This window comes from Klenkia marina (assembly GCF_900101025.1).
Lineage (GTDB): Bacteria > Actinomycetota > Actinomycetes > Mycobacteriales > Geodermatophilaceae > Klenkia > Klenkia marina.
Genome location: NZ_FMUH01000005.1, coordinates 160,683 through 184,545 on the forward strand (window position 1 = coordinate 160,683; position 23,863 = coordinate 184,545).

The 23,863-nt window shown below is 73.8% G+C and carries 24 protein-coding genes; 3 read left to right on the forward strand and 21 right to left on the reverse strand.

What is annotated here, in order from left to right:
• Positions 1-39 precede the first annotated feature (39 nt).
• The 3 genes from BLP29_RS15230 to BLP29_RS15240 are packed head-to-tail and all read right to left on the reverse strand — an operon-like array spanning position 40 to position 1,995.
• Complete coding sequence (locus tag BLP29_RS15230; protein WP_092805992.1) at positions 40-378, reverse strand: nuclear transport factor 2 family protein; 339 nt, start codon at positions 376-378, stop codon at positions 40-42.
• Entirely contained in the window at positions 375-884 is a 510-nt protein-coding gene (locus BLP29_RS15235) for an Lrp/AsnC family transcriptional regulator (protein ID WP_279385455.1), read from the reverse strand. The genes BLP29_RS15230 and BLP29_RS15235 overlap by 4 nt, the downstream gene beginning before the upstream one ends.
• Positions 859-1,995 carry a M24 family metallopeptidase gene (locus tag BLP29_RS15240; protein ID WP_207798523.1) on the reverse strand — a complete coding sequence of 379 codons (1,137 nt, stop codon included), beginning with the start codon at positions 1,993-1,995 and terminating at the stop codon, positions 859-861. The genes BLP29_RS15235 and BLP29_RS15240 overlap by 26 nt, the downstream gene beginning before the upstream one ends.
• A gap of 78 nt (positions 1,996-2,073) precedes the next feature.
• Between BLP29_RS15240 and BLP29_RS15245 the strand changes: the two genes are divergently transcribed.
• A complete protein-coding gene (locus BLP29_RS15245) occupies positions 2,074-2,976 on the forward strand; it encodes a 5'-3' exonuclease (protein WP_092805998.1) in 903 nt (300 codons plus the stop codon).
• A gap of 36 nt (positions 2,977-3,012) precedes the next feature.
• Here the strand turns inward: BLP29_RS15245 and BLP29_RS15250 are convergent, their stop codons facing one another.
• The 8 genes from BLP29_RS15250 to BLP29_RS15285 all read right to left on the reverse strand — a co-directional run bounded on the left by BLP29_RS15250 (position 3,013) and on the right by BLP29_RS15285 (position 11,662).
• Positions 3,013-4,323 (reverse strand): DUF4333 domain-containing protein, encoded by a 1,311-nt coding sequence (locus tag BLP29_RS15250; protein ID WP_092806000.1) that lies wholly within the window; start codon positions 4,321-4,323, stop codon positions 3,013-3,015.
• A 71-nt stretch (positions 4,324-4,394) separates the two neighbouring features.
• Positions 4,395-7,244, reverse strand: a complete 2,850-nt coding sequence (locus BLP29_RS15255; RefSeq protein ID WP_092806002.1) for a DEAD/DEAH box helicase — start codon at positions 7,242-7,244, stop codon at positions 4,395-4,397.
• A gap of 37 nt (positions 7,245-7,281) precedes the next feature.
• On the reverse strand, positions 7,282-8,181 hold the full coding sequence (locus tag BLP29_RS15260; RefSeq protein ID WP_092806004.1) for a diacylglycerol/lipid kinase family protein: 900 nt from the start codon (positions 8,179-8,181) through the stop codon (positions 7,282-7,284).
• Between the two features lie 5 nt (positions 8,182-8,186).
• Positions 8,187-9,137 (reverse strand): twin-arginine translocase subunit TatC, encoded by a 951-nt coding sequence (gene tatC, locus BLP29_RS15265; protein ID WP_243470000.1) that lies wholly within the window; start codon positions 9,135-9,137, stop codon positions 8,187-8,189.
• Positions 9,138-9,156: 19 nt separating this feature from the next.
• Complete coding sequence (gene tatA, locus BLP29_RS15270) at positions 9,157-9,477, reverse strand: Sec-independent protein translocase subunit TatA (RefSeq protein ID WP_092806006.1); 321 nt, start codon at positions 9,475-9,477, stop codon at positions 9,157-9,159.
• Positions 9,478-9,514: 37 nt separating this feature from the next.
• Positions 9,515-9,730 carry a hypothetical protein gene (locus BLP29_RS15275; protein WP_243470001.1) on the reverse strand — a complete coding sequence of 72 codons (216 nt, stop codon included), beginning with the start codon at positions 9,728-9,730 and terminating at the stop codon, positions 9,515-9,517.
• A gap of 28 nt (positions 9,731-9,758) precedes the next feature.
• A complete protein-coding gene (locus tag BLP29_RS15280; protein WP_207798524.1) occupies positions 9,759-10,721 on the reverse strand; it encodes a helix-turn-helix transcriptional regulator in 963 nt (320 codons plus the stop codon).
• Complete coding sequence (locus BLP29_RS15285) at positions 10,718-11,662, reverse strand: helix-turn-helix transcriptional regulator (protein WP_243470002.1); 945 nt, start codon at positions 11,660-11,662, stop codon at positions 10,718-10,720. Before BLP29_RS15285 ends, BLP29_RS15280 begins: the two co-directional genes overlap by 4 nt.
• A 63-nt stretch (positions 11,663-11,725) precedes the next feature.
• Between BLP29_RS15285 and BLP29_RS15290 the strand changes: the two genes are divergently transcribed.
• On the forward strand, positions 11,726-12,823 hold the full coding sequence (locus BLP29_RS15290; RefSeq protein WP_243470003.1) for a DUF3866 family protein: 1,098 nt from the start codon (positions 11,726-11,728) through the stop codon (positions 12,821-12,823).
• A 35-nt stretch (positions 12,824-12,858) separates the two neighbouring features.
• On the opposite strand, the gene pafA is transcribed toward BLP29_RS15290, so the two are convergent.
• From pafA to BLP29_RS15340, 10 genes are all read right to left on the reverse strand, one after another.
• Complete coding sequence (gene pafA / locus BLP29_RS15295; protein WP_092806012.1) at positions 12,859-14,217, reverse strand: Pup--protein ligase; 1,359 nt, start codon at positions 14,215-14,217, stop codon at positions 12,859-12,861.
• A 10-nt stretch (positions 14,218-14,227) separates the two neighbouring features.
• Positions 14,228-15,142: a proteasome subunit alpha gene (gene prcA, locus BLP29_RS15300; protein WP_092806014.1), complete on the reverse strand. Its 915-nt coding sequence runs from the start codon at positions 15,140-15,142 to the stop codon at positions 14,228-14,230.
• Between the two features lie 3 nt (positions 15,143-15,145).
• Positions 15,146-15,994 carry a proteasome subunit beta gene (gene prcB / locus BLP29_RS15305; protein WP_092806016.1) on the reverse strand — a complete coding sequence of 283 codons (849 nt, stop codon included), beginning with the start codon at positions 15,992-15,994 and terminating at the stop codon, positions 15,146-15,148.
• A complete protein-coding gene (locus BLP29_RS15310) occupies positions 15,991-16,578 on the reverse strand; it encodes an endonuclease VII domain-containing protein (protein ID WP_243470004.1) in 588 nt (195 codons plus the stop codon). Before BLP29_RS15310 ends, prcB begins: the two co-directional genes overlap by 4 nt.
• 198 nt (positions 16,579-16,776) lie before the next feature.
• A complete protein-coding gene (locus BLP29_RS15315; RefSeq protein ID WP_092806020.1) occupies positions 16,777-16,986 on the reverse strand; it encodes a ubiquitin-like protein Pup in 210 nt (69 codons plus the stop codon).
• Between the two features lie 70 nt (positions 16,987-17,056).
• Positions 17,057-17,575, reverse strand: a complete 519-nt coding sequence (locus BLP29_RS15320) for a ribonuclease E inhibitor RraB (RefSeq protein WP_092806022.1) — start codon at positions 17,573-17,575, stop codon at positions 17,057-17,059.
• Complete coding sequence (dop, locus tag BLP29_RS15325) at positions 17,572-19,077, reverse strand: depupylase/deamidase Dop (RefSeq protein ID WP_092806024.1); 1,506 nt, start codon at positions 19,075-19,077, stop codon at positions 17,572-17,574. Before dop ends, BLP29_RS15320 begins: the two co-directional genes overlap by 4 nt.
• A gap of 22 nt (positions 19,078-19,099) precedes the next feature.
• Positions 19,100-19,939 carry a septum formation family protein gene (locus tag BLP29_RS15330; protein WP_092806026.1) on the reverse strand — a complete coding sequence of 280 codons (840 nt, stop codon included), beginning with the start codon at positions 19,937-19,939 and terminating at the stop codon, positions 19,100-19,102.
• Between the two features lie 3 nt (positions 19,940-19,942).
• Entirely contained in the window at positions 19,943-21,664 is a 1,722-nt protein-coding gene (gene arc / locus BLP29_RS15335) for a proteasome ATPase (protein WP_243470005.1), read from the reverse strand.
• A gap of 179 nt (positions 21,665-21,843) precedes the next feature.
• Positions 21,844-22,743: a tRNA (adenine-N1)-methyltransferase gene (locus tag BLP29_RS15340; RefSeq protein ID WP_092806030.1), complete on the reverse strand. Its 900-nt coding sequence runs from the start codon at positions 22,741-22,743 to the stop codon at positions 21,844-21,846.
• 68 nt (positions 22,744-22,811) lie between these two features.
• Here BLP29_RS15340 and BLP29_RS15345 point away from each other — a divergent pair, with 68 nt between their 5' ends.
• A complete protein-coding gene (locus BLP29_RS15345; protein ID WP_092806032.1) occupies positions 22,812-23,756 on the forward strand; it encodes a RecB family exonuclease in 945 nt (314 codons plus the stop codon).
• Positions 23,757-23,863 lie beyond the last annotated feature (107 nt).

The following is a 23,863-nucleotide window of genomic DNA, read 5'->3' on the forward strand; positions in this document are numbered from 1 at the left end:
TTCGGGGTGTTGTCGACGCGCCGTGCCGCAGCCGGGGACTCAGGGGGGCGGCTCCCCCACGTCGAGCCGGGCCACCAGGCCGTCGACCACGGTGAGCTCGTGCAGCACCGTGGTGTCGGACAGCACGTCGCCGTCGGCGTCGCGCACGACCTGGTGCACCGTGACCGCCAGGCCACCGTCCCGCGGTCGGACCCGCACCGGCACCAGGGTGACCGACAGGGTGGCCCGCTGAGTGCTCAGGTGCCCGGCGACCGCTGCCCGGCCGTGCAGCCGTCCGCCGGACCACGGCTCGGGCCAGTCGACTTCGGGGTGCAGCAGCGCGGCCACACCGTCGACGTCCCCGGCCGACCAGGCGGCGTAGAGGCGGACGTGGTTCAGACCGGCGGCCGGTCCTCGTAGAACGTGGACAGGACGACGGTCGTGCGGGTGGTCACGTTGGCCGCCGCCCGGATCTGGGCGAGCAGCGACTCGAGCGCGTCCGGGGAGGCCACCCGCACCTTGAGCACGTAGCTGTCGGGGCCGGCGACCGAGTGGCAGGCCTCGATGGCGGTGAGGTGGGCCAGCCGCGCCGGCGCGTCGTCGGGCTGGGCGACGTCGATCGGCGTGATCGACACGAAGGCGACCATCGGCAGGCCCACGGCCTTGGGGTCGATGCGGGCGCCGTAGCCGGTGATCACCCCGCGCTGCTCGAGCCGGCGCACCCGCTGGTGCACCGCCGACACCGACAGGCCCACCTGCGTGGCCAGCTCGGTGTAGCTGGCCCGGCCGTCGCGGGCCAGGGCGGCGAGCAGCGCGCGGTCGACGTCGGCGCGGGGCTCGAGCTTGTCGGCGGGTTCGGCGGGGGTGAGGGCCACGGGATCAGCCGGGGAGTTCGACGAGGTCACGGGATCCTTCGTTCAGCAGTCGCACGCCGTCGGCCGTGCAGACGACGATGTCCTCGATGCGGGCTCCGTGCCGCCCGGGCAGGTAGATGCCGGGCTCGACGGAGAACGCCGAGCCCTCCACCAGTGGCACGTCGTTGCCGGCCACGATGTAGGGCGCCTCGTGGGTGTCCAGGCCGATGCCGTGCCCGGTGCGGTGCACGAAGGCCTCGCCCCAACCGGCGTCGGTGATGATGCCGCGCGCGACGGCGTCGACCGAGGCGGCGGTGACCCCCGGCCGGACGGCGGCGCACGCGGCGGCCTGCGCCTCCTGCAGCACCGCGTACCAGGCCTCGGTCTCGGCATCGGGCCGGCCACCCACCACGTACGTGCGGGTGCAGTCGGAGCGGTAGCCGCTGGGCAGCTCACCGCCGATGTCGACCACCACCAGGTCGCCGGGCTCGACGACCCGACCGGACAGCTCGTGGTGCGGGCTGGCGCCGTTGGGCCCCGAGCCGACGATCACGAAGTCGACCGCCACGTGGCCCTCGGCCAGGATCGCCGCAGCGACGTCGGCCCCGACCTCGGCCTCGGTGCGCCCGACCCGCAGCCACTCCCCCATGCGGGCGTGCACGCGGTCGATGGCCGCGGCCGCCGCCGACAGCTCGGTGACCTCGCCGGGCGACTTCACCGCACGCAGCACGTCGAGCACCGGGGTGGCCAGCTCGAGCCGGGCACCGGGGGCGGCCCGCTGCAGGCCGAGCGCGTGCTCTGCCCAGGTGCGGGCGCCGACGGCGAGGGTGGCCGGTGCTGCACCGAGACGGTGGGTGAGCTGGTCGGCGACGAGGGTGAACGGGTCGTCGGTCTCGTCCCAGGCGACCAGCTCGAGGTCGAGGGCGCCGGCCGGTGACGCAGCCACCATCGGGGCCTCGAGCCGCGGGACGACCAGCAGCGGCTCGCCGCGACGCGGCACCAGCAGCGCGGTCAGCCGTTCCATGGCGTGCGCTGCGTAGCCGCACAGGTAGCGCAGATCGGCGCCCGGGGTGACGACGACGGCGTCGAGGTCGAGGCCGTCGGCCTCCTCGCGGGCACGCCGCAGCCGCTCGGCGGTCTCGGGCGCGCTGCTGGTCGGCACCACGGCACCCTAACCACGCCCTGCGACGGTTCCGGGTGACTTGTTGCCGAGCCGTTACCGTCCCGGAGTGTGACGACGATGCTGCTGGACGCCGCCAGCCTGTACTTCCGTGCCTTCTACGGCGTGCCCACCACGGTCGTGGCGCCCGACGGACGGCCGGTCAACGCGGTGCGCGGCTTCCTCGACATGTCGGCCAGGCTCATCGTGGCGCACCGGCCCGACCGCTTCGTCGCCTGCTGGGACGACGACTGGCGCCCGGCGTTCCGCACCGACGCGGTGCCCTCCTACAAGGCCCACCGGCAGGCCCCCGAGGGGGGCGAGGAGGTGCCCGACGAGCTCGGCCCGCAGGTGCCCGTCCTGGTCGAGGTGCTGGCCGCGGTCGGGCTCGCCCGGGTCGGGGCGCCCGGCTACGAGGCCGACGACGTCATCGGCACGCTGGCCACCCGTGCGCGGGGCCCGGTCGACGTCGTGACCGGCGACCGCGACCTGTTCCAGCTGGTGGACGACGCCCGCGGGGTGCGCATCCTGTACACCGCGCGCGGCGGGATCGGCGACCTCGACGTCGTCGACGAGGCCGCGGTGGCCGCGAAGTACGGCGTGCCCGGGCAGGCCTACGCCGACTTCGCCGTGCTGCGCGGCGATCCCAGCGACGGCCTGCCGGGCGTCAAGGGGGTCGGGGAGAAGACCGCGGCAGCGCTCATCTCGGCGTTCGGTTCGCTGGCGGGCATCCGGGAGGCCGTGGCGCGCACAGCGGTCCCGAAGGCGCCGCTCACGGCGTCGGTGCTGCGCAAGCTGCACGACGCGGGTGACTACCTGGACGTGGCGCCGGCCGTCGTCGAGGTGGTGCGGGACATCGACATGCCGGCCGTCGAGGGCCACCTGCCCGCGGCGCCGGCCGACCCCGACGCGCTCGCCGAGCTGACCGAGCGCCACGGGCTGCAGACCTCGATCGCCCGGCTGTCCGCAGCGCTGGGCTGGTGACCGGGCGGCCCGGTCAGGGCCGCCCGGTCACCGCGGTCATTCAGACCACTCGTAGGCGCCCTCGTCGCTGGTGATGCGGATGGTGATGGTGACGTCCTCGTCGTCGGACGTCGTGCCGGAGCACGTGTAGGTCTCGCCGACGTCGACGGCCATGTCGTCGTCGCAGCTGAGGTCGACCGAGACGTTCTCGCGCTCCTCGAACTGGGCGGCGACGTCGCGCTGCACGGCCTGCGGGTCGAGGGTCTTCCCACCGAGCACCATCGGCAGGACGATCGCCGCGGCCACCACCAGGACGGCGAGGACAGCGAGGCCGATCCAGAGCCCGGTGCGCTTGGGCTTGGCCGGCTGCGCGGGCGCACCGAAGCTGCTCCCCCCGCCGTACCCGGGCTGACCGAACTGGTTCTGCTGACCCGCCTGGCCGTACTGGCTCGCCTGGCCGTACTGGTTCTGCTGGCCCGACGGCTGGCCGTAGGCCGACTGCTGCCCGTAGCCCGACTGCGCGGGCTGGCCGTACTGACCCTGGCCGTGCTCACCCTGGGCGGACTGGCCCTGACCGGACTGACCCTGGCCGGACTGGCCGTACCCCGACTGGCCGAACCCGGACTGGCCGTACCCCGAGTGGCCGTACTGGCCCTGCTGGCCCTGGCCCTGGCCCTGCTGGCCCTGGCCCTGCTGGCCGTGGCCGGGCTGCCCCTGGCCGTACGGACCAGGCTGCCCGAACCCGGCTGCGCCCGGCTGGCCCTGACCCTGCTGGCCCTGACCCGGCTGGCCGTAGCCGGCCGCGCCCTGCTGGCCGTACTGCTGGTTGCCCTGGTCGCCCCACGAGGACCCCTGCTGGCCCCCGGACGCCCCCGGCTGGCCGTACTGGCCGTACTGCTGGTTGCTCTGCTCACCCCAGGACGACCCCTGCTGACCCGCGGACGGCGTCTGCTGCCCACCGGACGAGCCCTGCTCCCACGACCCCTGGTGGCTCTGCGGGCCCTGGCCCCAGGCCGCGCCCTGGCCGGCGTCCTGTGCCGGGCCCTGTCCGTGGCCCTGGCCCTGGTCCTGGCTCTGCGACCACGAGGGGGTGGCCGACTGGCCCCACGCAGGGGCGTCGGACCCGGACTGGCCGGGCTGCTCGGTGGCGGGCTGCTGGCCCCAGCCGGAGGACGCCGTCGACCCGGTCGAGTCCTCGGGCTGCCGCAGCGGGATCAGCCGCGTGCTGTCCGGGTTGGGGGTCTCCGCAGGGCCCGCGCCGGGCCGCTCCCCCTCCGGAGTCCGGTCGGGCTCGTGCTGGTCGCCACCGTGCGGCGGGTTGGTCATCGTCGTCCCCTCGTCGTGGCGGGCCGGAGCCCGCGCAGGCACCCGGCAACGGGCCGGGCCGATTCTCCACCACGCCGGCCCGGCCCACCGGTCGGAGCCCCCGACCCGGCGGGTCAGCCGCTGACGGCGACGGCCACCACCCCACGGCGCACCCGCTCGACCGCCGTGCGGGCCGTGCGGGCGACGGCGCCGTCGGCGACCTTGGCGATCTGGTCGAGCAGGTCGACCAGCTGGCGGGCCCAGCGCACGAAGTCCCCGCCTGAGAGCTCGACGCCGGCCTGCTCGGCGCCGGCCAGCACCCGGTCCAGCGACTGGCCGTCGGCCCAGCGGTGGGCCGCCCACACGAAGCCGAGGTCGAGGTCGCGGCCGGGGCGGACCCCGTGGTCGAGCTCGACGGCGTGCAGTTCGACGTGCACCCGGCGCATGGCCGCCAACGCAGCGGACACCGGACCGGAGGGCACCGGCGGCTGGCCCGGCCCGTCGCGACGTGCCTCGAACACCAGCGCGGACGCGCACGCGGCCAGGCCGGGGGCGTCGAGGCCGGTGAACACCCCGGCCCGCAGGCACTCGGCGGTGAGCAGGTCCGACTCCGACCAGATGCGCGACAGCTGCCGACCGGCCGGCGTGACGACGGGCGCCTCGGCGGCCGGGTGGGGGCCCTCGTCGGTGGCGTCGGCGGCTGACGGCGCCTCGGGCAGCAGGTAGCCCAGCTGCTCGAGGACGTCGCAGGTGCGGTCGAACTGCCGGGTCAGCGACCCCGTGCGCTCGGCCATCTCGGCACGGACGCGCTCGGCGTCGCGCCGGGCGCGCAGCGAGGTGTGCGCGCTGCGCACGAGGTCCTCGCGGTCGGGGAGGGCGTGCACCGGGTGCCGGCGGAGGGCGTGCCGCAGGTCCTCCAGAACGGGGTCGTCCTCGGCGCCGGACCGGGCCCTGTTCTTGCGTGCGCCCAGCTCGTGCTCCTGGCGCGCGCCGCGCAGGACGGCGGCCAGCTCGCGGCGGGCGTGCGGGCTGCGGTGGTTGAAGTTCTTGGGCACCCGGACCCGGGCGAGGGCCTCGACCGGGCTCGGGAAGTCCAGCGGGCCCAGCCGCCCGGCCCACCGGTCCTCGGTGAGCACGAGCGGGCGGGGGTCGTCGAGGTGGTCGACGCCGGGGTCGAGGACGACGGCCAGCCCCTGTCGCCGCCCCGAGGGCACCCGGATGACGTCGCCGGTGCGCAGCGCGGCCAGGGTCTCCGCGGCCTCGCGGCGCCGGCGGGCGGCGCTGTCGCGGGACAGCGCCTTCTCCCGGTCGGAGATCTCCGTGCGCAGCCGGGCGTAGCCGACGACGTCGCCCTTGTCGGCGGGCACCGCGGCCTCCAGGCGGGCGGCGTCCTCCTCGTTGCGGGCCGCCTGCCGGGCCAGCCCGACCACCGACCGGTCGGCCTGGAACTGGGCGAACGACGAGGCGAGCAGCTCGCGGGCGCGCTCACGGCCGTAGGAGCCGACCAGGTTGACGGCCATGTTGTAGCTGGGCCGGAACGACGAGCGCAGCGGGTAGGTGCGGGTGCTGGCCAGCCCAGCGACGGTCGCCGGGTCGACCCCGGGGGCCCAGACGACGGCGGCGTGCCCCTCGACGTCGATGCCGCGGCGCCCTGCCCGGCCGGTGAGCTGGGTGTACTCCCCCGGTGTCACGTCGACGTGGGCTTCGCCGTTCCACTTGGTCAGCTTCTCCAGCACGACCGTGCGGGCCGGCATGTTGATGCCCAGGGCCAGGGTCTCGGTGGCGAACACGGCCTTGACCAGACCGCGCACGAAGCACTCCTCGACGGCCTCCTTGAACGCCGGCACCAGCCCGGCGTGGTGGGCGGCCAGGCCGGCGAGCAGGCCCTCGCGCCACTCCCAGAACCCCAGCACCTGCAGGTCGGCCTCGTGCAGCGAGCCGGTGTGCCGGTCGACCACCTCGGCGATGTCGGCGCGCTCGCCCTCGTCGGTGAGCCGCAGCCCCGAGCGCAGGCACTGCCCGACGGCGGCGTCGCAACCTTTGCGGCTGAACACGAACGTGATGGCCGGCAGCAGGCCCGCGGCGTCGAGCCGGGTGAGCACCTCGGCCCGGCCCGGCGGCGTGTAGCGCGGTCGGTGCTCGTAGCGGTCGCGGGTGCGACGGCTGGACCCGCCGTGCCAGGAGTCCAGCCGGCGTTCCTGCTCCTTGACGTAGCGCACCAGCTCGGGGTCGACGACGGCAGCGCCCCGCTGGCGGGCCGAGACCTGGACGTCGCCGGCCAGGTGGGCGCCCGGGCGCAGGGCGAACAGGTCGAAGACCCGACCGCCGACCAGCATGTGCTGCCACAGCGGGATGGGCCGCACCTCGCTCACCACCACGCGGGTGTCGCCGCGCACGGTGACCAGCCAGTCGGCGAACTCCTCGGCGTTGCTCACGGTGGCCGACAGCGACACGAGGGCGACGTCGTCGGGCAGGTGGATGATCACCTCCTCCCAGACCGCGCCGCGGAACCGGTCGGCCAGGTAGTGCACCTCGTCCATCACGACGTAGCCCAGCCCGCGCAGCGCGGGCGAGTCGGCGTAGAGCATGTTGCGCAGCACCTCGGTGGTCATCACCACCACCGGCGCGTCTCCGTTGATCGCGTTGTCGCCGGTCAGCAGGCCCACCCGCTCGGGGCCGTACCGGTCGACCAGGTCGGCGTACTTCTGGTTCGACAGCGCCTTCATCGGCGTCGTGTAGAACGCCTTGCGCCCCTCGGCCAGGGCCTTGTGGACGGCGAACTCACCGACCACCGTCTTGCCGGCGCCGGTGGGCGCGCACACCAGCACGCCGGACCCGCCCTCCAGCGCCTCGCAGGCCTCCTGCTGGAACGAGTCGAGGGTGAAGCCGAGGTCGAGCACGAAGTCCGACAGCAGCGGGAAGCGACCGCGACGCCGGGAGGCCGCGTACCGCTCGGCGGGGCTGAGGTCGCCGGTGTCGAGCATGGCCCCCACGTTACGAGCCCCCACCGACACCGCAGGATCAGCGGCGGCCGGCCCCCAGCACGGTCAGCGCCCCCGGGACGACGACCGAGCGCACCGGCACCGGGCCGACCGGCTCGCCGTCGGCCCAGGTGGTCAGCGGCTCGGGGCTGTCCAGCAGCACCTCGCGCCCGCGCAGCACCCGCACCGCCGGGTGGGTCACGTGCGTGCCGTCGGCCAGCCGGGGCCGGGTGCGCACCAGCTCGAGGCGCCCGACGGCGCCCACGACCGTGACGTCGAGCAGACCGTCGGCGGGGTCGGCGTCCGGGCAGATGCGCAGCCCGCCGCCGTAGAAGGGCGTGTTGCCCACCGCAACGAGGGTGACCTCGTGGTCGGTGCTGACGCCGTCGAGGGTCAGCCGCACCGACCGGGGCCGCAGCCGGGCGAGCTCGACGGCGATGGCCACGTCGTAGCGGCGCGGACCGCGTGGCCACCGCAGCCGGTTGACCCGGTCGCTGACTGCGGAGTCCAGCCCGCAGCACAGCACGGTGGCCCACCACCGCTCCCCCGCCGCCGAGCTGCTGCGCACCAGGTCGAGCGGGCGGCCGCCGCCGGTGGCGAGGTCGTGCAACGCGGCGTCCAGGGCAGCCAGCGGGTCGGCCGGGACGCCGAGCGCCAGGGCCAGGTCGTTGCCGGTGCCCGCGGGCAGGACGGCGAGCGGGGTGGCCGAGCCGGCCAGCCCCTGCACGGCGGCGTGCACCACGCCGTCCCCGCCGAGGACCAGCACCGCCGCGACCCCGTCGCGCACCCCGGCGACCGCGACCTCGGCCGAGGCGCGGTCACCGGCGACCAGCGGGACGACGTCGGCCCCGGCGCCGGCCAGGCGGTCGCCGACGGCGGTGGCCAGCGAGCGGGCGCGGCCTCGGCCGGCCGCGGCGTTGACCAGCAGCGCGACCCGCACGTCGGTCAGCGGCCGCGCGGGTCGTCCAGCGGCGACGGCCCGGTGTCCAGCGCCGACGACCCGGTGTCCAGCGCCGAGGGGCGGGCGTCGAGCGGGGATGCCTCGTCGTCGGACAGGCCGGCGAACCCGGCGGTGCCGTCGCGGCGGGCCCGCCGCTTGTCCACGATGCGCGCGATCTGGATGGCCACCTCGAACAGCACGCACATGGGCAGTGCCATGAGCAGCATGGTGAAGGGGTCCTGGGTGGGCGTGATGAACGCGGCGAACACGATCGTGAGGAAGTAGATCCACCGCCGCGCCTTGGCCAGGGCCGCGTAGGACAGCACCCCGACCAGGTTCAGCGCCACGGCGACCAGGGGCAGCTCGAACGAGACGCCGAAGGCCAGCAGGATCGAGATGACGAACCCGATGTAGTCCTGAGCGGTGAGCGCGATGGTGACGTTCTCGCCGGCCAGGCCCAGCAGCAGCGTGAGGCCGGCCTTGAGCGAGATGTAGGCCAGCGCCGACCCCCCGGCGAACAGCAGGCTGGCCGCGGCGACGAAGGTGACGCCGTAGCGCTTCTCGTTGGTCTTCAGCCCGGGGGTGAGGAAGGCCCAGATCTGCCAGAGCCAGAACGGCGCCGACAGCACGACCCCGGCGATGAACGCGATCTTCAGCCGGATCAGCGCGCCGCCGAAGACGTCGGTGACCAGCAGCGTGCAGTCCTCCCCCGACACCCCTGACTCGAGCCGGTTGTCGGCCGGGATCGAGCAGTACGGCGCCCGGATGAACTGACCCAGCCCGTGGTCGTACCACCAGAAGGCGATCGCGGTGCCGATGAGCACGAACAGCAGCGCGACGGCGATGCGGTTGCGCAGCTCGCGCAGATGCGCGATGAGCGACATCGTCGCCTCGGTGTCGCGCGGCGGGCGCTTGCGGCGCCGGACGCGGGGCCTGCTGGCCTCGGCAGTGCTCACGACGGGGCGACCGCCGGGGTCAGCGGGTGCCGTCGAGCGGGGTGGCCGACCGCTGGGCGGCGTCGGCGCGCGCACGCGCCTCGGCGGCGCGGGCCTCGGCAGCACGCGCCTCGGCCTCGTAGTCCGGCGCGGCGGGGGTGGCGGGCGGGGTCAGCTGCCCACGGACGGTCGTCGCCTCGTCCTTGGCGCGGACGTCGTCGTCCTTCATGCCCTTCATCTCACCCTTGAAGATGCGCATCGAGCGACCGAGGGAACGCGAGGCGTCGGGCAGCTTCTTGTAGCCGAACAGCAGCAGGACGGCCAGGATGATCAGGCCGATCTCGAGCGGGCCGAGGCTCATCGGGTCCTCCGGGGTCGGTGGGGCGGCGGGTACGAGGCTACCCGTGCGACGGGTCGTCGGACGGGCGCTGCCGGGCGGCCGCGGCAGCCGTCACCGACGCCTGGAGCTGCGCGGCCACGGGCGCGACGTCGCGCTGCAGGGCCTGCAGCTCCCGCACGACGCGGCCGACGGCACCGAGCAGCGCGTAGCCGAGCGACCCCAGCACGACCAGGGCCAGCACGACGACGACGCCGAACACGATGAGCAGCAGCACGGGTCGACCCTATCCGGCGGGTCCGAGGTCAGTCCGCGTAGCGGGCCAGGGCGGCCCGTGCGGCCTCGGCGATCTCCTGCGCCAGCTCCGGCGGGTCCTCCACGCGCGCCGCCCCGCCGAGCGAGGCGACCAGCCGCCGGGCCCACGCGGGGTCGGCCGTGCGGACGGCGACCGACAGCCCGCCGGGCGGGTCGTCGACCGGCACGGACTCCTCCACCGGGTAGTAGTCGGCGACCCACCGGGCACTGCGGTCCAGCCGCAGCCGCACCAGGGGTTGGTCCTCCCCCGGCTGGTACAGACCGTCGTCGAGGTCGCGCGGCTGGGCCTGCTCGGGTGGTGCAGCGGGCTCGTCGAGCACGGTCAGGTCGTCGACGCGGTCCAGCCGGAACAGCCGGGTGCCCTCGACCCGCCGGCACCAGGCCTCGAGGTACCAGTGGCCCTCGACGAGCAGCAGGCGCATGGGGTCGACGGTGCGCTCGGTGCGCTCGTCGCGGCTGGGCACGTAGTAGTGCAGGTGCAGCGCGCGCCCGGTCTCCAGCGCCCGCCGGACGACGGCCAGGGTCTGCGCCCGCGCGTCGATGGACACCGTCACCGCACCGGCCAGGTCCACCGGCTCGCCCGCGGCCGCCGACACCTTGACCAGTGCCCGGCTGACGGCGTCGGTCTCGGCCAGCCCGGGCAGCTCGAGCAGTGCCCGCAGCGCCACGACGAGCGCGACGGCCTCGTCGGTGGCCAGCCGCAGCGGTCGGGCCAGCCCGGCGGTGTCGGTGACCCGCACGCGGTCGCCCTCGAAGCTGAGGTCGATCAGGTCCCCGGGCCCGTGCCCGGGCAGGCCGCAGACCCAGAGCAGCTCGAGGTCCTTCTGCACCTGGGCCTCGGTCACCCCGAAGTCGCGGGCCGCGTCGGCCAGCAGCACGCCGTCGGGCCGGGCCTCCAGGTAGGGCACCAGGGCCAGCAGCCGGGTCATGCGGTCGGTGCCCGGCGCGCTCACGAGGCACCCCCGGCCAGCCGGGTCAGCCGCTCGACGACGGCGGCCCGCAGCTCGGGCGGGCTCTCGACCAGGACGTCGGGACCGTGCGCGGCGATCTGGTCGGCCAGCGACCACGGCTCGGTGGTGCGCAGCTCGAGGCGGTCGTCACCGTGCCCGTCGGTGCCCAGCTCGGTGGCGCGTCGGCGCAGACCGACGGCGGTGCCGGGGCGGGCGGTGAGCACCACGACCTGCTCGGGTCGGTCGACCTGGCGGGCCACGACGGCGGCCAGGTCGAGGTCGGCCGGCGGGGCGAAGGCATCGGGCGGGCCGCTGATGCGGGGTCGGCCGGCGACGCGGGAGAGCCGGAAGACCCGGGCCGCGGCCCGGTCGAGGTCGTGCCCGACGAGGTACCAGCGGCCGTGCCAGGACACGACCCCCCAGGGCTGCACCCGGCGCACGGTGCCGGCGTCCTCGTCGGGGCGGGTGTAGGTGAAGGTGAGCAGCCTGCGGTCGCGCGCGGCGGTGTAGCAGGCGTCGAAGGCCGGTTCGCCGGCGTCCAGGCGTGGTTGCAGCGGCAGCACCCCGGCCGCGTCGACGTCGACGCCGGCTGCCCGCAGCTTGACCAGCGCGCCCTGGGCGGCCCCGCCGAGCTGCGCGGACTGCCACAGCCGCAGCGCGAGCCCCACCGCGGCGGCCTCGTCGCCGGTGAGGGTGATCTCGGGCAGCTCGTAGGCCGATCGGGCGATGCGGTAGCCCTCGTCGAGGTCGAACATGCTGGTGCGGCCGGTCTCCAGCGGCACCCCGAGCTCGCGCAGGTCGGACTTGTCGCGCTCGAACATGCGCTTGAAAGCCTCGTCGGCCCGCTCGGAGCCGTCGGCCGGCTCGTAGCCGGGGACGATCGTGCGGATCCGTTCCGCGGTCACGAACTGGCGGGTGCCGAGGAGGGCGAAGACCAGGTTCATCAGTCTCTCCGCACGCTTGGCCGACACGGTGGCCAGGCTAGTGCGTCCCCTAGGTTGGGCCGGGTGAGCGCACAGGTGCCCGAGTCCCGGATCCGCTGGCGGCGCGGGACGGTGACCGCGCTGGGCCGCACGTGGCGCGACTCGGTCGAGCTGGAGGTCGACGTCCCCGGGGACGGTGCGCTGCGGGCGCTGGCGCACCCCTCGGTGGTGGGCACCCCCGAGGTGGGCGACGCGGTGCTGCTCAACACCACGGCGTGGGCGCAGCGGCTGGGTACCGGTGGCTACGCGCTGGTCGTCGCGTTCCCCGACCGGCTGCCGGCCGACCCGACCGGCCCCGGGCACCTGGTCAAGGGCCGCTACACCGGGCTGCAGGTGACCGTGCAGGGCGTCGACGAGCAGGAGACCCCGCACCACCGGGTCATCGCCGAGGCCGAGGACGTCGGCGGCATGCCGGTCGTCGTGGCCGACCTGCACTCGGCGCTCCCCGCGGTGCTGGCCGGGGTGCTGGCCACCGCCCCGCAGTTGCGGGTGGCCTACGTGATGACCGACGGCGGCGCCCTGCCCGCGGCGTTCTCCCGCACGCTCGACGGGCTGGCCGGGTCGCTGGCCGGGGTGGTCACGGTGGGCCAGGCGTTCGGTGGCGACCTGGAGGCGGTCACGGTGCACACCGGGCTGCTGGCCGCTCGGCACGTCCTGGGCGCGGACGTCGCCGTCGTCGCGCAGGGCCCGGGCAACCTGGGCACCGGCACGCCGTGGGGCTTCTCGGGGGTGGCCGCCGGCGAGGCGTGCAACGCGGCGCACGTGCTGGGCGGGCGCACCGTGGGCGCCCTGCGCATCTCCGACGCCGACCCGCGACCGCGGCACCGGGGCGTGTCGCACCACTCGCTGACCGCCTTCGGCCGGGTGGCGCTCGGCGGTGTCGCGCTGCCGGTGCCCGCCGAGCTGCCGGCCGACCTCGAGGTGCAGGTCGCCGAGGACCTGGCCGGTCAGCCCGACCGCAACCCTGTAGTGGAGGTCGAGGTCGAGGGTCTGGATGCCGCTCTGCGCGACCTCCCCGTGGGGTTGTCGACGATGGGACGGGGTCTGGACGCCGACCACGCCTACTTCCTGGCCGCCGCCTGTGCGGGCCGGTACGCCGCTTCGCTCGTGCGACCGCAGTGACGGGTGGCCGCGGGCGCCTGCCCGCGGCCACCGGGTCACATCGAGTTGATGAGCTTGTCCACCCGCTCGTCGACGTTCTTGAACGGGTCCTTGCACAGCACGGTGCGCTGGGCCTGGTCGTTGAGCTTGAGGTGCACCCAGTCGACGGTGAAGTCGCGGCGCTTCTCCTGGGCCTTGCGGATGAAGTCGCCGCGCAGCTTGGCCCGCGTGGTCTGCGGCGGCACGTTCTTGGCCTCGAAGATGCGGGGGTCGTGGGTGACCCGCTCGACCTGACCTGCCCGCTCCAGCAGGTAGTAGAGGCCACGGCCGCGACGGATGTCGTGGTAGGCGAGGTCGAGCTGGGCGATCCGGGCCGAGGACAGCGACAGGCCGTGCTTGGCCCGGTACCGCTCGATGAGCGACTGCTTGATGGCCCAGTCGACCTCGCGGTCGATGAGCGAGTGGTCACCGGTGTCGACCGCCTTGAGGGTGCGGCCCCACAGCTCGAGCATCTGCCGGTGCACCGGGCCCAGGCCCTCGCGGTCGACGTACTCGGCGGCCCGGTCGTGGTACTCGGTCTGGATCTCCAGCGCCGACATCTCGCGCCCGTTGGCCAGCCGGACCTGACGCCGGCCGGTGAGGTCGTGGCTGATCTCGCGGATCGCCCGGATGGGGTTCTCCAGCGCCATGTCCCGCACCGGGACGCCGTCCTCGACCATGCGCAGCACCAGGTCGGTGATGGCCACCTTGAGCAGGGTGGTGGTCTCGCTCATGTTGGAGTCGCCGACGATGACGTGCAGGCGGCGGTACCGCTCGGCGTCGGCGTGCGGCTCGTCGCGGGTGTTGATGATCGGGCGCGAGCGGGTGGTCGCCGAGGAGACGCCCTCCCAGATGTGCTCGGCGCGCTGGCTGACGCAGTAGACCGCGCCGCGCGGGGTCTGCAGCACCTTGCCGGCGCCGCACACGATCTGCCGGGTGACCAGGAACGGGATGAGGACGTCGGCCAGCCGGGAGAACTCGCCCTGCCGGCCCACCAGGTAGTTCTCGTGGCAGCCGTAGCTGTTGCCCGCGGAGTCGGTGTTGTTCTTGAACAGGTAGATGTCCCCGGTCACGCCCTCGTCGGCCAGCCGCTGCTCGGCGTCGACGAGCAGGCCCTCAAGGATGCGCTCGCCGGCCTTGTCGTGGACGACCAGCTCGGTGAGGTCGTCGCACTCGGCGGTGGCGTACTCGGGGTGACTGCCGACGTCGAGGTAGAGCCGGGCGCCGTTGCGCAGGAACACGTTGGAGCTGCGGCCCCACGACACCACCCGCCGGAACAGGTAGCGGGCGACCTCGTCGGGCGAGAGCCGGCGCTGGCCCTCCGAGGTGCACGTGACGCCGTACTCGGTCTCGATGCCGAAGATCCTGCGGTCCACGGTGTCGAGCCTAGGCCGGTGTACCGGGTTCGGGGGTGGCGTCGTCGGGGGTCGCGTCGTCGGGGGCGGGTGCCTCGGAGGTGCCCCCGGCCGTGTCCGCGGCGCTGGGGTCGCCCAGGCCGGGCGGGGTGCCCGGCGCCGGGGTGCTCGGCTGGTGCGCTGCGGCGTCCTCCCCCGGCTCCGTCTCGGTCGCCGCGGGCTCGGTGGCTGGTGCGTCGGCGCCGAGCAGGGTGCGCAGCGCTGCCCCGGTGATGCGGCGGAAGGTGCGCTTGGGTCGCGCCCGGTCGAGAAGGGCGACCTCGAGCGAACCGGCCGGCAGGCTGGCGTGGGTGCCCCCGTTGGCCTGGGTGGAGGCGCTGACCGCCGAGAGGGCGGCCACGCCGGCCTCGAGGGCCTTGCGCAGCGGGAGCCCGGCTCGGAAGTGTTCGCGCAGGTTGGCCGTCACGGCGTCGGCCTGCCCACCCATGACCACGAAGTCGGGCTCGTCGACGACGGAACCGTCGAAGGTGAGCCGGTAGAGCTGGTCGGACTCGGGGGTGCTGCCGACCTCGGCGACGCAGAGCTCGACCTCGAAGGGCTTCATCTGCTCGGTGAAGATCGATCCGAGCGTCTGGGCGTAGGCGTTGGCCACGACCCGGCCGGTGACGTCGCGCCGGTTGTAGGAGTAGCCCCGCACGTCGGCCAGCCGCACGCCGGCCACCCGCAGGCTCTCGAACTCGGAGTACCGGCCGACCGCGGCGAACCCGATGCGGTCGTAGATCTCGCCGACCTTGTGCAGCGTCGAGCTGGGGTTCTCGGCGATCAGCAGCACGCCGTCGGCGCAGGTGAGCACGACGACGCTGCGACCGCGGGAGATGCCCTTGCGGGCGTACTCCGAGCGGTCGCGCATGACCTGCTCGGCGGAGGCGTAGTAGGGCATGGTCATGGCTCAGGCCTCCCTGGTCTCGGGCCCGGCGGACCGTTCGGTGGCGATCGAGGCGGCGATCTCGGCGACCTCGGCGTCGGGCAGCCGCACGGCACCCTCGGCGTCGACGCGGTACAGGATCGGGTAGAGCCGGCGGACGGCGTCGGGGCCGCCGGTGGCGGAGTCGTCGTCGGCGGCGTCGTAGAGCGCCTCGACCAGGCTGCGGGTGGCCGCGTCGGCGGACAGCCCGGGGCGCCAGGTCTTCTTCAGGGAGCCACGGGCGAACAGCGAGCCCGAGCCGACGGAGGCGTAGCCGCGCTCCTCGTAGTTCCCGCCGGTGACGTCGTAGCTGAAGATGCGGCCCGGGCTGGTGCCGGGGGCGGCGTCGAGGTCGTAGCCGGCGAAGAGCGGCACGACGGCCAGGCCCTGCATGGCGGCGCCGAGGTTGCCGCGGATCATCGCCGCGAGCCGGTTGGCCTTGCCGTCGAGGGACAGCGTCATCCCCTCGATCTTCTCGTAGTGCTCGAGCTCGACCTGGTAGAGCCGGACCATCTCGATGGCGATCCCGGCGGCGCCGGCGATGCCGATGACCGACCAGGAGTCGGCGGCGTAGACCTTCTCGATGTCCCGGCTGGAGATGAGGTTGCCCATCGTCGCCCGCCGGTCGCCACCCATCAGCACGCCGCCGTCGAAGGTGGCGGCGACGATCGTGGTGCCGTGCGGGGCGAGGTCGCCGACCGGGGTCGTCGGTGCGGTGCGGCGACCGGGGAGCAGGTCTGGCGCCGTGACGCCGAGGAAGTCGGTGAAGGAGGACCCCACCCGGTCCAGGTAGGCGGGGGTGAACCCGCTCCGTCCGGCGATCTGCTCGCTCACCCGTGCGCCTCCTCCGCCGGCCCGTCGGGACCGGCACCGTGCTGGTCGACCGACCCGGGAGCGGGCCGGTCGGTGCTGCGCCGACCGGGGCGTGTCCCCCGTCGGTCTCGTCGATCCGACCCTAGTCGGGCTGCTGCAGCGCAGCCCGCCGTCGGGGCCCCGTCGACCGGGACCGGACCGGAGCCGTGCTTCTCCAGGTAAGCGACTGCCGCCAGCAGAACGGCCGGATCGTCGCGGAACTGACCCAGGCCGCCGTTGCAGTTGAAGCACAGCAGCTCGCGGACCACGCCAGTGACGTGGTCATGGTCGACGTGCGCTGCCTGTGCTGTTCGGCAAATGGCGCACACCCCGCCCTGCTCGCGGAGCATGACCTCGGCATCGGCTGCGCTGATGCCGTAGCGGCGCTTGAGGTGGTAGGTCCGCGCACCTCCGACCTTCTCCAACGAGGCACGGCCGCGCGCGTTGTGACAGGGCTTGCAGTAGGTGTGCCGGCCCGTGCGCGATCTCGGTGTGGTCAGGAACTGGTCCAACGGCTTGACCGTCGCGCAGTCCGGGCACCACTTCTCACCGGCGGGCACCTCCACGCCGACGGGGAAGCGGCGCTTCGGGTCCCCGAGTCGCCGACGCCTCGATGTGTTCACGCGTTCCCTGGCATGCTCCGAGCAGTAGGCAGCCAAGCCGTCCCGCCGCCTCCGATCGCGGGTGAAATCAGCCGCAGGCCGCGTCGCACCGCAATCCGGGCACCATTTCTCGGTTGACATTCTGGATGCCAGCGAAAATGGTCACTCCCCCCCTTTCTGTACATATCCCTTAACGAATTCCTCGGCATTCGACTCGAGAACCCCGTCGATCTCGTCGAGGATGTCGTCGACGTCGGAGCTCATCTGCTCACGACGCTCAGTGCCCTCGGCGTCGACCGACGCCTCGACCTCGTCGGTCTCCTCGCGTGACCGCGTGGCCTTCTGCTGCCCGCCGGTGTCCCTGGTGGCCATGTCGCCCTCCCGTTGGTGTGGGTGTGCTGCCCTGCTGGGGAAGCTACCCGGAGGGTGTGACAGGAACCGCTCAGGCTTCCCAACCGCCGAGGTGACCGGCGTGGGCGTCGGCCAGCTCGTGCAGCCACGCGATGCGGGCGTCGAAGGCCGGCGTCATCGGGGGTTCGAGGACGCGCACCGTGACCTGCCACCGGACGCCGTCGACCCAGCGGGCGGGGACGGCCGGCTCGGGCCCCACGACCTCGTCGCCGGCCCGGCGGGCCGCGCCCGCGGCGAAGGCGTCGGCCTGCTCGCGCTCGGCGAACCCCACCAGGTGACGGGTCTCGTCCGACGCCCCGGCCGCCGTGCCGCCCGAGCGCAGCCGGGCGGCCAGGTCGTCCAGCGCGATGAGCAGCTCGGCCGGCCTGGCCGACGGGTCGAGGAGGCCGGCGCCGGCCAGGTGCCGGGTCAGCGAGCTGGTCAGCGGCGCCGGCAGGTCCCCGGACAGCAGGTGCACCTGCAGCGCGGACAGCACCCGCACCAGCGCACCGACGTCGGACGGGTTGATCGCACGGGTGGCGACCCGCCGGGGGCGCCGGGGCTCGGTCACGGCCCGGTGATGGTGTCGACCAGCTCCTGGGCGTCGGCGACCCGCTCGAAGAGGGCGCCGACGTGCTCGCGGGTGCCCCGGAGCGGCTCCATGGTGGGGATGCGCACCAGGTTCTCGCGGCCCAGGTCGAACACCACGGAGTCCCAGGAGGCCGCCGCCACCTGCGCCGGGTAGCGGCGCAGGCACTCACCCCGGAAGAAGGCCCGGGTGTCCGCCGGCGGGCTGCTCATCGCGGCGGTGACCTCCTCCTCGGTGACCAGCGTCTGCATGGCGCCGCGGGCGACCAGTCGCTGGTAGAGGCCCTTGTCCGGCCGCACGTCGGAGTACTGCAGGTCGACCAGGGCCAGCCGGGCGTCGCCCCACGACAGGCCGTCGCGGGAGCGGTAGCCCTCGAGCAGGCGCAGCTTGGCCGGCCAGTCGAGCCGGTCGGCCAGCCGCATCGGGTCGACCGCGAGGTCGTCGAGCACCTCGCCCCACCGACCGAGCACGTCGTGGGTCTGCGGGTCGGTGTCGCCCGTGCCCGCCACGAACTCGCGGGCCCGGTCCAGGAACACCCGCTGCACCTCGAGCGCCGTGAGCCGGCGGCCGTCGACAAGCCGCATGCGGTGGGTGAGCGAGGGGTCGTGGCTGACTGACTGCAACTCGGCCACGGGGTCCTCGAGCGCCAGGTCGAAGGGCAGTGCGCGGGCCTCGATCATCGCGAGCACGAGCGCCGTCGTCCCGACCTTGAGGTAGGTCGACAGCTCGGCGAGGTTGGCGTCGCCGATGATGACGTGCAGCCGGCGGTGCTCCTCGGGCGTGGCGTGCGGCTCGTCGCGGGTGTTGATGATCGGCCGCTTGAGCGTCGTCTCGAGACCGACCTCGACCTCGAAGAAGTCGGCCCGCTGCGAGAGCTGGAACCCGTGGGTGCGGCCGTCGGTGCCGATGCCGACCCGCCCCGCACCGGCCACCACCTGCCGGGTCACGAAGAACGGCACGAGCCCCTTGATGATGTCCAGGAACGGGGTGCTGCGGGACATCAGGTAGTTCTCGTGCGCCCCGTAGGACTGGCCCTTGCCGTCGGTGTTGTTCTTGTACAGCTGGATCGGCTGGGTACCGGGGACCCGGGCGGCCCGCACGGCGGCCTCGGCCATCACCCGCTCCCCCGCCTTGTCCCACAGGACGACGTCGCGCGGGCTGGTCACCTCGGGGCTCGAGTACTCGGGGTGCGCGTGGTCGACGTAGAACCGGGCGCCGTTGGTGAGCACGACGTTGGCCATGCCCGGGTCCTCGTCGGGGTCGTTGTGGTCCAGCGCCCGGGCCGGGGACAGGTCGAAGCCGCGCGCGTCGCGCAGCGGGTTCTCCTCCTCGAAGTCCCACCGTGGACGCCGACGGGCCGCGGCCTCGGCGGGGGCGAAAGCGTTGACCACCTGGCTCGACAGCGTGGTGGGGTTCGCCCCCGGCTGACCCGGCACCGAGATGCCGTACTCGACCTCGGTGCCCATGACCCGCCGCACGCTCATGCCGCCACCCTATGAGGGACGTTCAGTCGCGGAAGGACGTGTCGGTGGTGCCGCCGCCCGCCGGGACGAGCACGCAGGTCGGGAACGGGTAGCCGGCCCAGTCCTCGGCGTCGTCGGTGGTGATGTCCACGGCGATGTCCGGCGGCAGCGGACCGTCGAGGTAGTCCACGGCGTCCGGGAGGCACTGGGCGGCGATCACCGCGCGTGCGGCGGCGTCGGCCGGGAACGGGGTGCCCTCGGCCACGTCGGGCAGGCCGCCGATCTGCTCGGCCCAGTGCGGTTCGCTGCAGGGGACGACGTCGTTCTCCGCGGGGTCGCCGTCGAGGCACGCACGGTAGGGCGAGGTGTCCCCGGACTGCAGGGCGCCGGCCAGGCGGCCCGGCACCGGTTCAGGGGTGTTGTAGCCGTAGGTGACGTCGCAGGCCACCCACCGGGCGCCCGCTGCCCACTGCTCCTCGGTGGGCAGCACCTGGGTGCGGTCGGCGTACACGCGGTCGCCGGGCTGCGCCTGCAGGTAGGTGTCGACGGTCTGGTAGCTGCAGACGTCGTCGTAGGCGTCGCCGAGGTAGTCGTCGTCCAGGTCGGCCTCGGTGGGGTACTCGGCGTCCAGCGGGAGCCCGGTGTCCAGGACCGCGGCGGTCTCCCCCGTGTGCCCGTCGCCGCAGTCGACCACCGGTGGCACCTCGAGGGGGCGGTAGGCGACCTCGATGTCGTGGCAGGTGCCCACACCGGGGGCCTCGAACATGGGGTCGTCCCCGGCCGTCGGGGTGGCCCCGCCGGCCGGGGAGGCCACCCCCTCCACCACCGAGGTGCAGCCGGTGAGCAGCAGTGCGGCCGAGACCGCCAGGACGACGCGTCGCACGGGCTAGAGGTACTGACCGGTGTTGGTGGCGGTGTCGATGGCCCGGCCGCTCTCGTCGCCCTTGCCGCTGATCAGCGTGCGGATGTAGACGATGCGCTCGCCCTTCTTGCCCGAGATGCGCGCCCAATCGTCGGGGTTGGTGGTGTTCGGCAGGTCCTCGTTCTCCTTGAACTCGTCGACGCACGCGGCCATGAGGTGGCCGACCCGCAGGCCGTGGGCCCCGGTCTCGAGGTGGTCCTTGATGGCCATCTTCTTGGCCCGGTCGACGATGTTCTGCAGCATGGCGCCGGAGTTGAAGTCCTTGAAGTACAGGACCTCCTTGTCGCCGTTGGCGTAGGTCACCTCGAGGAAGCGGTTCTCCTCGGTCTCGGTGTACATGCGCTCGACGGTCGACCGGATCATGCCGGCGATGGTGGCCTCGCGGCTGCCCCCGTGCTCGGCGAGGTCGTCGGCGTGGATGGGCAGCGTGGTGGTGAGGTACTTGCCGAAGATGTCGCGCGCGGCCTCGGCGTCCGGGCGCTCGATCTTGATCTTCACGTCGAGCCGGCCCGGCCGCAGGATGGCCGGGTCGATCATGTCCTCGCGGTTGGAGGCGCCGATGACGATGACGTTCTCCAGGCCCTCGACGCCGTCGATCTCGCTCAGCAGCTGGGGCACGATCGTCGACTCGACGTCGGAGCTGACCCCCGTGCCGCGGGTGCGGAAGATCGAGTCCATCTCGTCGAAGAAGACGATGACGGGTGCGCCCTCGCTGGCCTTCTCGCGGGCCCGCTGGAAGACCAGGCGGATGTGCCGCTCGGTCTCGCCCACGTACTTGTTGAGCAGCTCGGGGCCCTTGATGTTGAGGAAGTAGGACCGCGCACGGGTGGCCTCCTCGGCGCCGTGCGCGACCGCGATCTGCTTGGCCAGCGAGTTGGCGACGGCCTTGGCGATGAGCGTCTTGCCGCACCCGGGCGGGCCGTACAGCAGGATGCCCTTCGGCGGGCGCAGCTCGTAGGTGGTGAAGAGGTCCTTGTGCAGGAACGGCATCTCGACGGCGTCGCGGATCTGCTCGATCTGCCGCGAGAGGCCACCGATGTCGCCGTAGTCGATGTCGGGGACCTCCTCGAGGATGAGCTCCTCGACCTCGCTCTTGGGGATGCGTTCGTAGACGAACCCCGACCGCGACTCCAGCAGCAGCGAGTCACCGCTGCGCAGCTTCTGGCCCCGCAGTGACTCGGCCAGCTGGACGACGCGCTCCTCGTCGGTGTGGCCGACCACCAGGGCGCGCAGCGGCTGGCCCTCGATCGGCTCCAGCAGCTCCTTGAGGGTGACCACGTCGCCCGAGCGCTCGAAGCCACGGGCCTCGACGACGTTCATGGCCTCGTTGAGCATGAGCTCCTGGCCGTACTGCAGGGACTCGCCGTCGACCGCCGGCGAGACCGAGACCCGCAGCTTGCGGCCACCGGTGAAGACGTCGATCGTGCCGTCGTCGAAGCGGCCCAGGAAGACGCCGTAGCCCGAGGGCGGCTGGCCCAGGCGGTCGATCTCCTCCTTGAGCTGCACCAGCTGGTCGCGGGCGCCACGCAGGGTGTCGGTGAGCTTGTCGTTGCGCTCGGACAGGAACGCGACCCGGCCCTCGGCCTCGGCCACCCGCTCCTCGAGGGCACGCACCTGGCGGGGGCTGTCGGACACCTTGCGCCGCAGGAGGCCGATCTCCTCCTCGAGGTAGCTGATCTGGCTCACCAGCGAGACGACGTCACGTTCCCGTCGCGCTCGGAACTCATCAGGCCCGAGAGAACCCATCACGCACCTCCGCACACGTCAGGGGCAGCCGAGCCGCCACTGTATCCACGGTGTGCGACAGGACGCCGCGCCGCCGGGCTCCCCCGGTGACGACTGCGCGACGACCCGCCCCAGGCGTCTCAGAAGCGGCGCACCTTGCGGGCCCGCAGCGGCGCGACGGTGCCCTCGGCCAGCCGCCGGCAGGTGACCAGGAAGGCCGTGTGGGCCACCATGCGGTGCTCGGGGCGGACGGCGAGGCCCTCGGCGTGCCAGGGCCGGTTCATCGACTCCCACGCGTAGGGCTCGGTCCAGCACCCCTGGGCCCGCACCGCCTCGACGTAGCTGGACAGCTGCGTGGTGGTCGCCACGTAGCCGATCAGCACCCCGCCCGGGCGCAGCGCGGCCGCCACCGTGGGCAGCACCGCCCAGGGCTCGAGCATGTCGAGCACCACGCGGTCCACGGTCTCGTCGGCAGGGTGGTCGGCGAGGTCGCCCTGGCGCAGGGACCAGTTGGTGGGGACCTCCTTGAGGAAGGTCTCGACGTTGGCGCGGGCGACCTCGAGGAAGTCCTCGCGCCGCTCGTAGCTGGTGAGCGAGCCGCTCGACCCGACCGCGCGCAGCAGCGAGCACGACAGGGCACCGGAGCCGGCGCCGGCCTCGAGCACCCGCATGCCCGGCCCGATGTCGCCGAACCCGACGATCTGCGCCGCGTCCTTGGGGTAGATGACCTGCGCGCCGCGGGGCATGGAGAGCACGAAGTCGGCCAGCAGCGGCCGGAACGCCAGGTATCCCGTGCCGTTGGTGGACCGGACCACCGAACCCTCGGGGGTGCCGATCAGGTCGTCGTGCTCGATCGCGCCCTTGTGGGTGTGGAACTGCTTGCCCGGCGTCAGGACGACGGTGTGCATGTTGCCCTTGGGGTCGGTCAGCTGCACCCGGTCGCCGACGGCGAAGGCGCCCTCCACCGGCTCGGACGGCGGGGCGGTGACGGCGGTGTCGACGGTGTCGACGACGGGGCTCTGCTCGGGCTGGGGTTCCACGGGCGCCGAGCCTAGGTGAGCGGGTCGGTGGCGCGGTTCTGTCGTACCCGGCACCTACCGTGGCCGCCATGACGACGACGGAGCTCTCGCTGGACGTCACCGACCTCTCGGCCGGCCCCGCCGACCAGCGCACCACCGCCGCCGACACGACCCCGCGCCGCCCCTCGCTGTCGCCGTCCCGTGCGGCGGACTTCAAGACCTGCCCGCTGCTCTACCGGTTCCGCACGATCGACCGGCTGCCGGAGAAGAAGTCCCGGGCCGCGGTCCGGGGCACGCTGGTGCACGCCGTGCTGGAGAAGCTGTACGACCTGCCGGCGGCCGAGCGCACGGTGGCGGCGGCCCGCGAGCTCGTCGACCCGGCCTGGGTCGAGCTGCGCGAGGAGCCCGGCGTGGCCGAGCTGTTCGACCCGCCGGCCGAGGGGACGGAGAAGCCGGCCGAGACCCTCGAGGCCTGGTTGGCCTCGGCCGGCGACCTGGTCGAGACGTACTTCCGGCTCGAGGACCCGACCCGCATCCAGCCCGAGGGCAGGGAGGAGCTGGTCCAGGTCACCTTGCCCGACGGGCTGCTCCTGCGCGGCTACGTCGACCGGCTCGACGTGGCCCGCAACGGCGCGCTGCGCGTGGTCGACTACAAGACCGGCGGGATGCCCCGCGAGGCGTTCGAGGCCAAGGCGCTGTTCCAGATGAAGTTCTACGCCCTGGTCCTCTGGCGCACCCGGGGCGTGGTGGCTGCCCAGCTCAAGCTGATCTACCTCAAGAACGGCGACGTCCTCACCTACGCCCCCGACGAGGCCGAGCTGCTGCGCTTCGAGCGCACGCTGCAGGCGATCTGGGCGGCCATCGGCAAGGCCGTCGAGACCGGCGACTTCCGGCCCAACCGCAGCCGGCTGTGCAGCTGGTGCGACCACCAGGCCTTCTGCCCGAGCTTCGGCGGGACTCCTCCGCCGTTCCCGGCCGAGGCCGCCGCGGCGGCCGGCTGGCGCACCACCCTGCCGATGACCACGACCGCATGACAACGACCGCATAACCTCGACCGCGTGACCACGACCGGATGAGCTCTGCCGGCGCACCGGGCCGGTCCGCCGGCCGCGGACCTGGCCGTGGCACGCGTCAGGCGCGG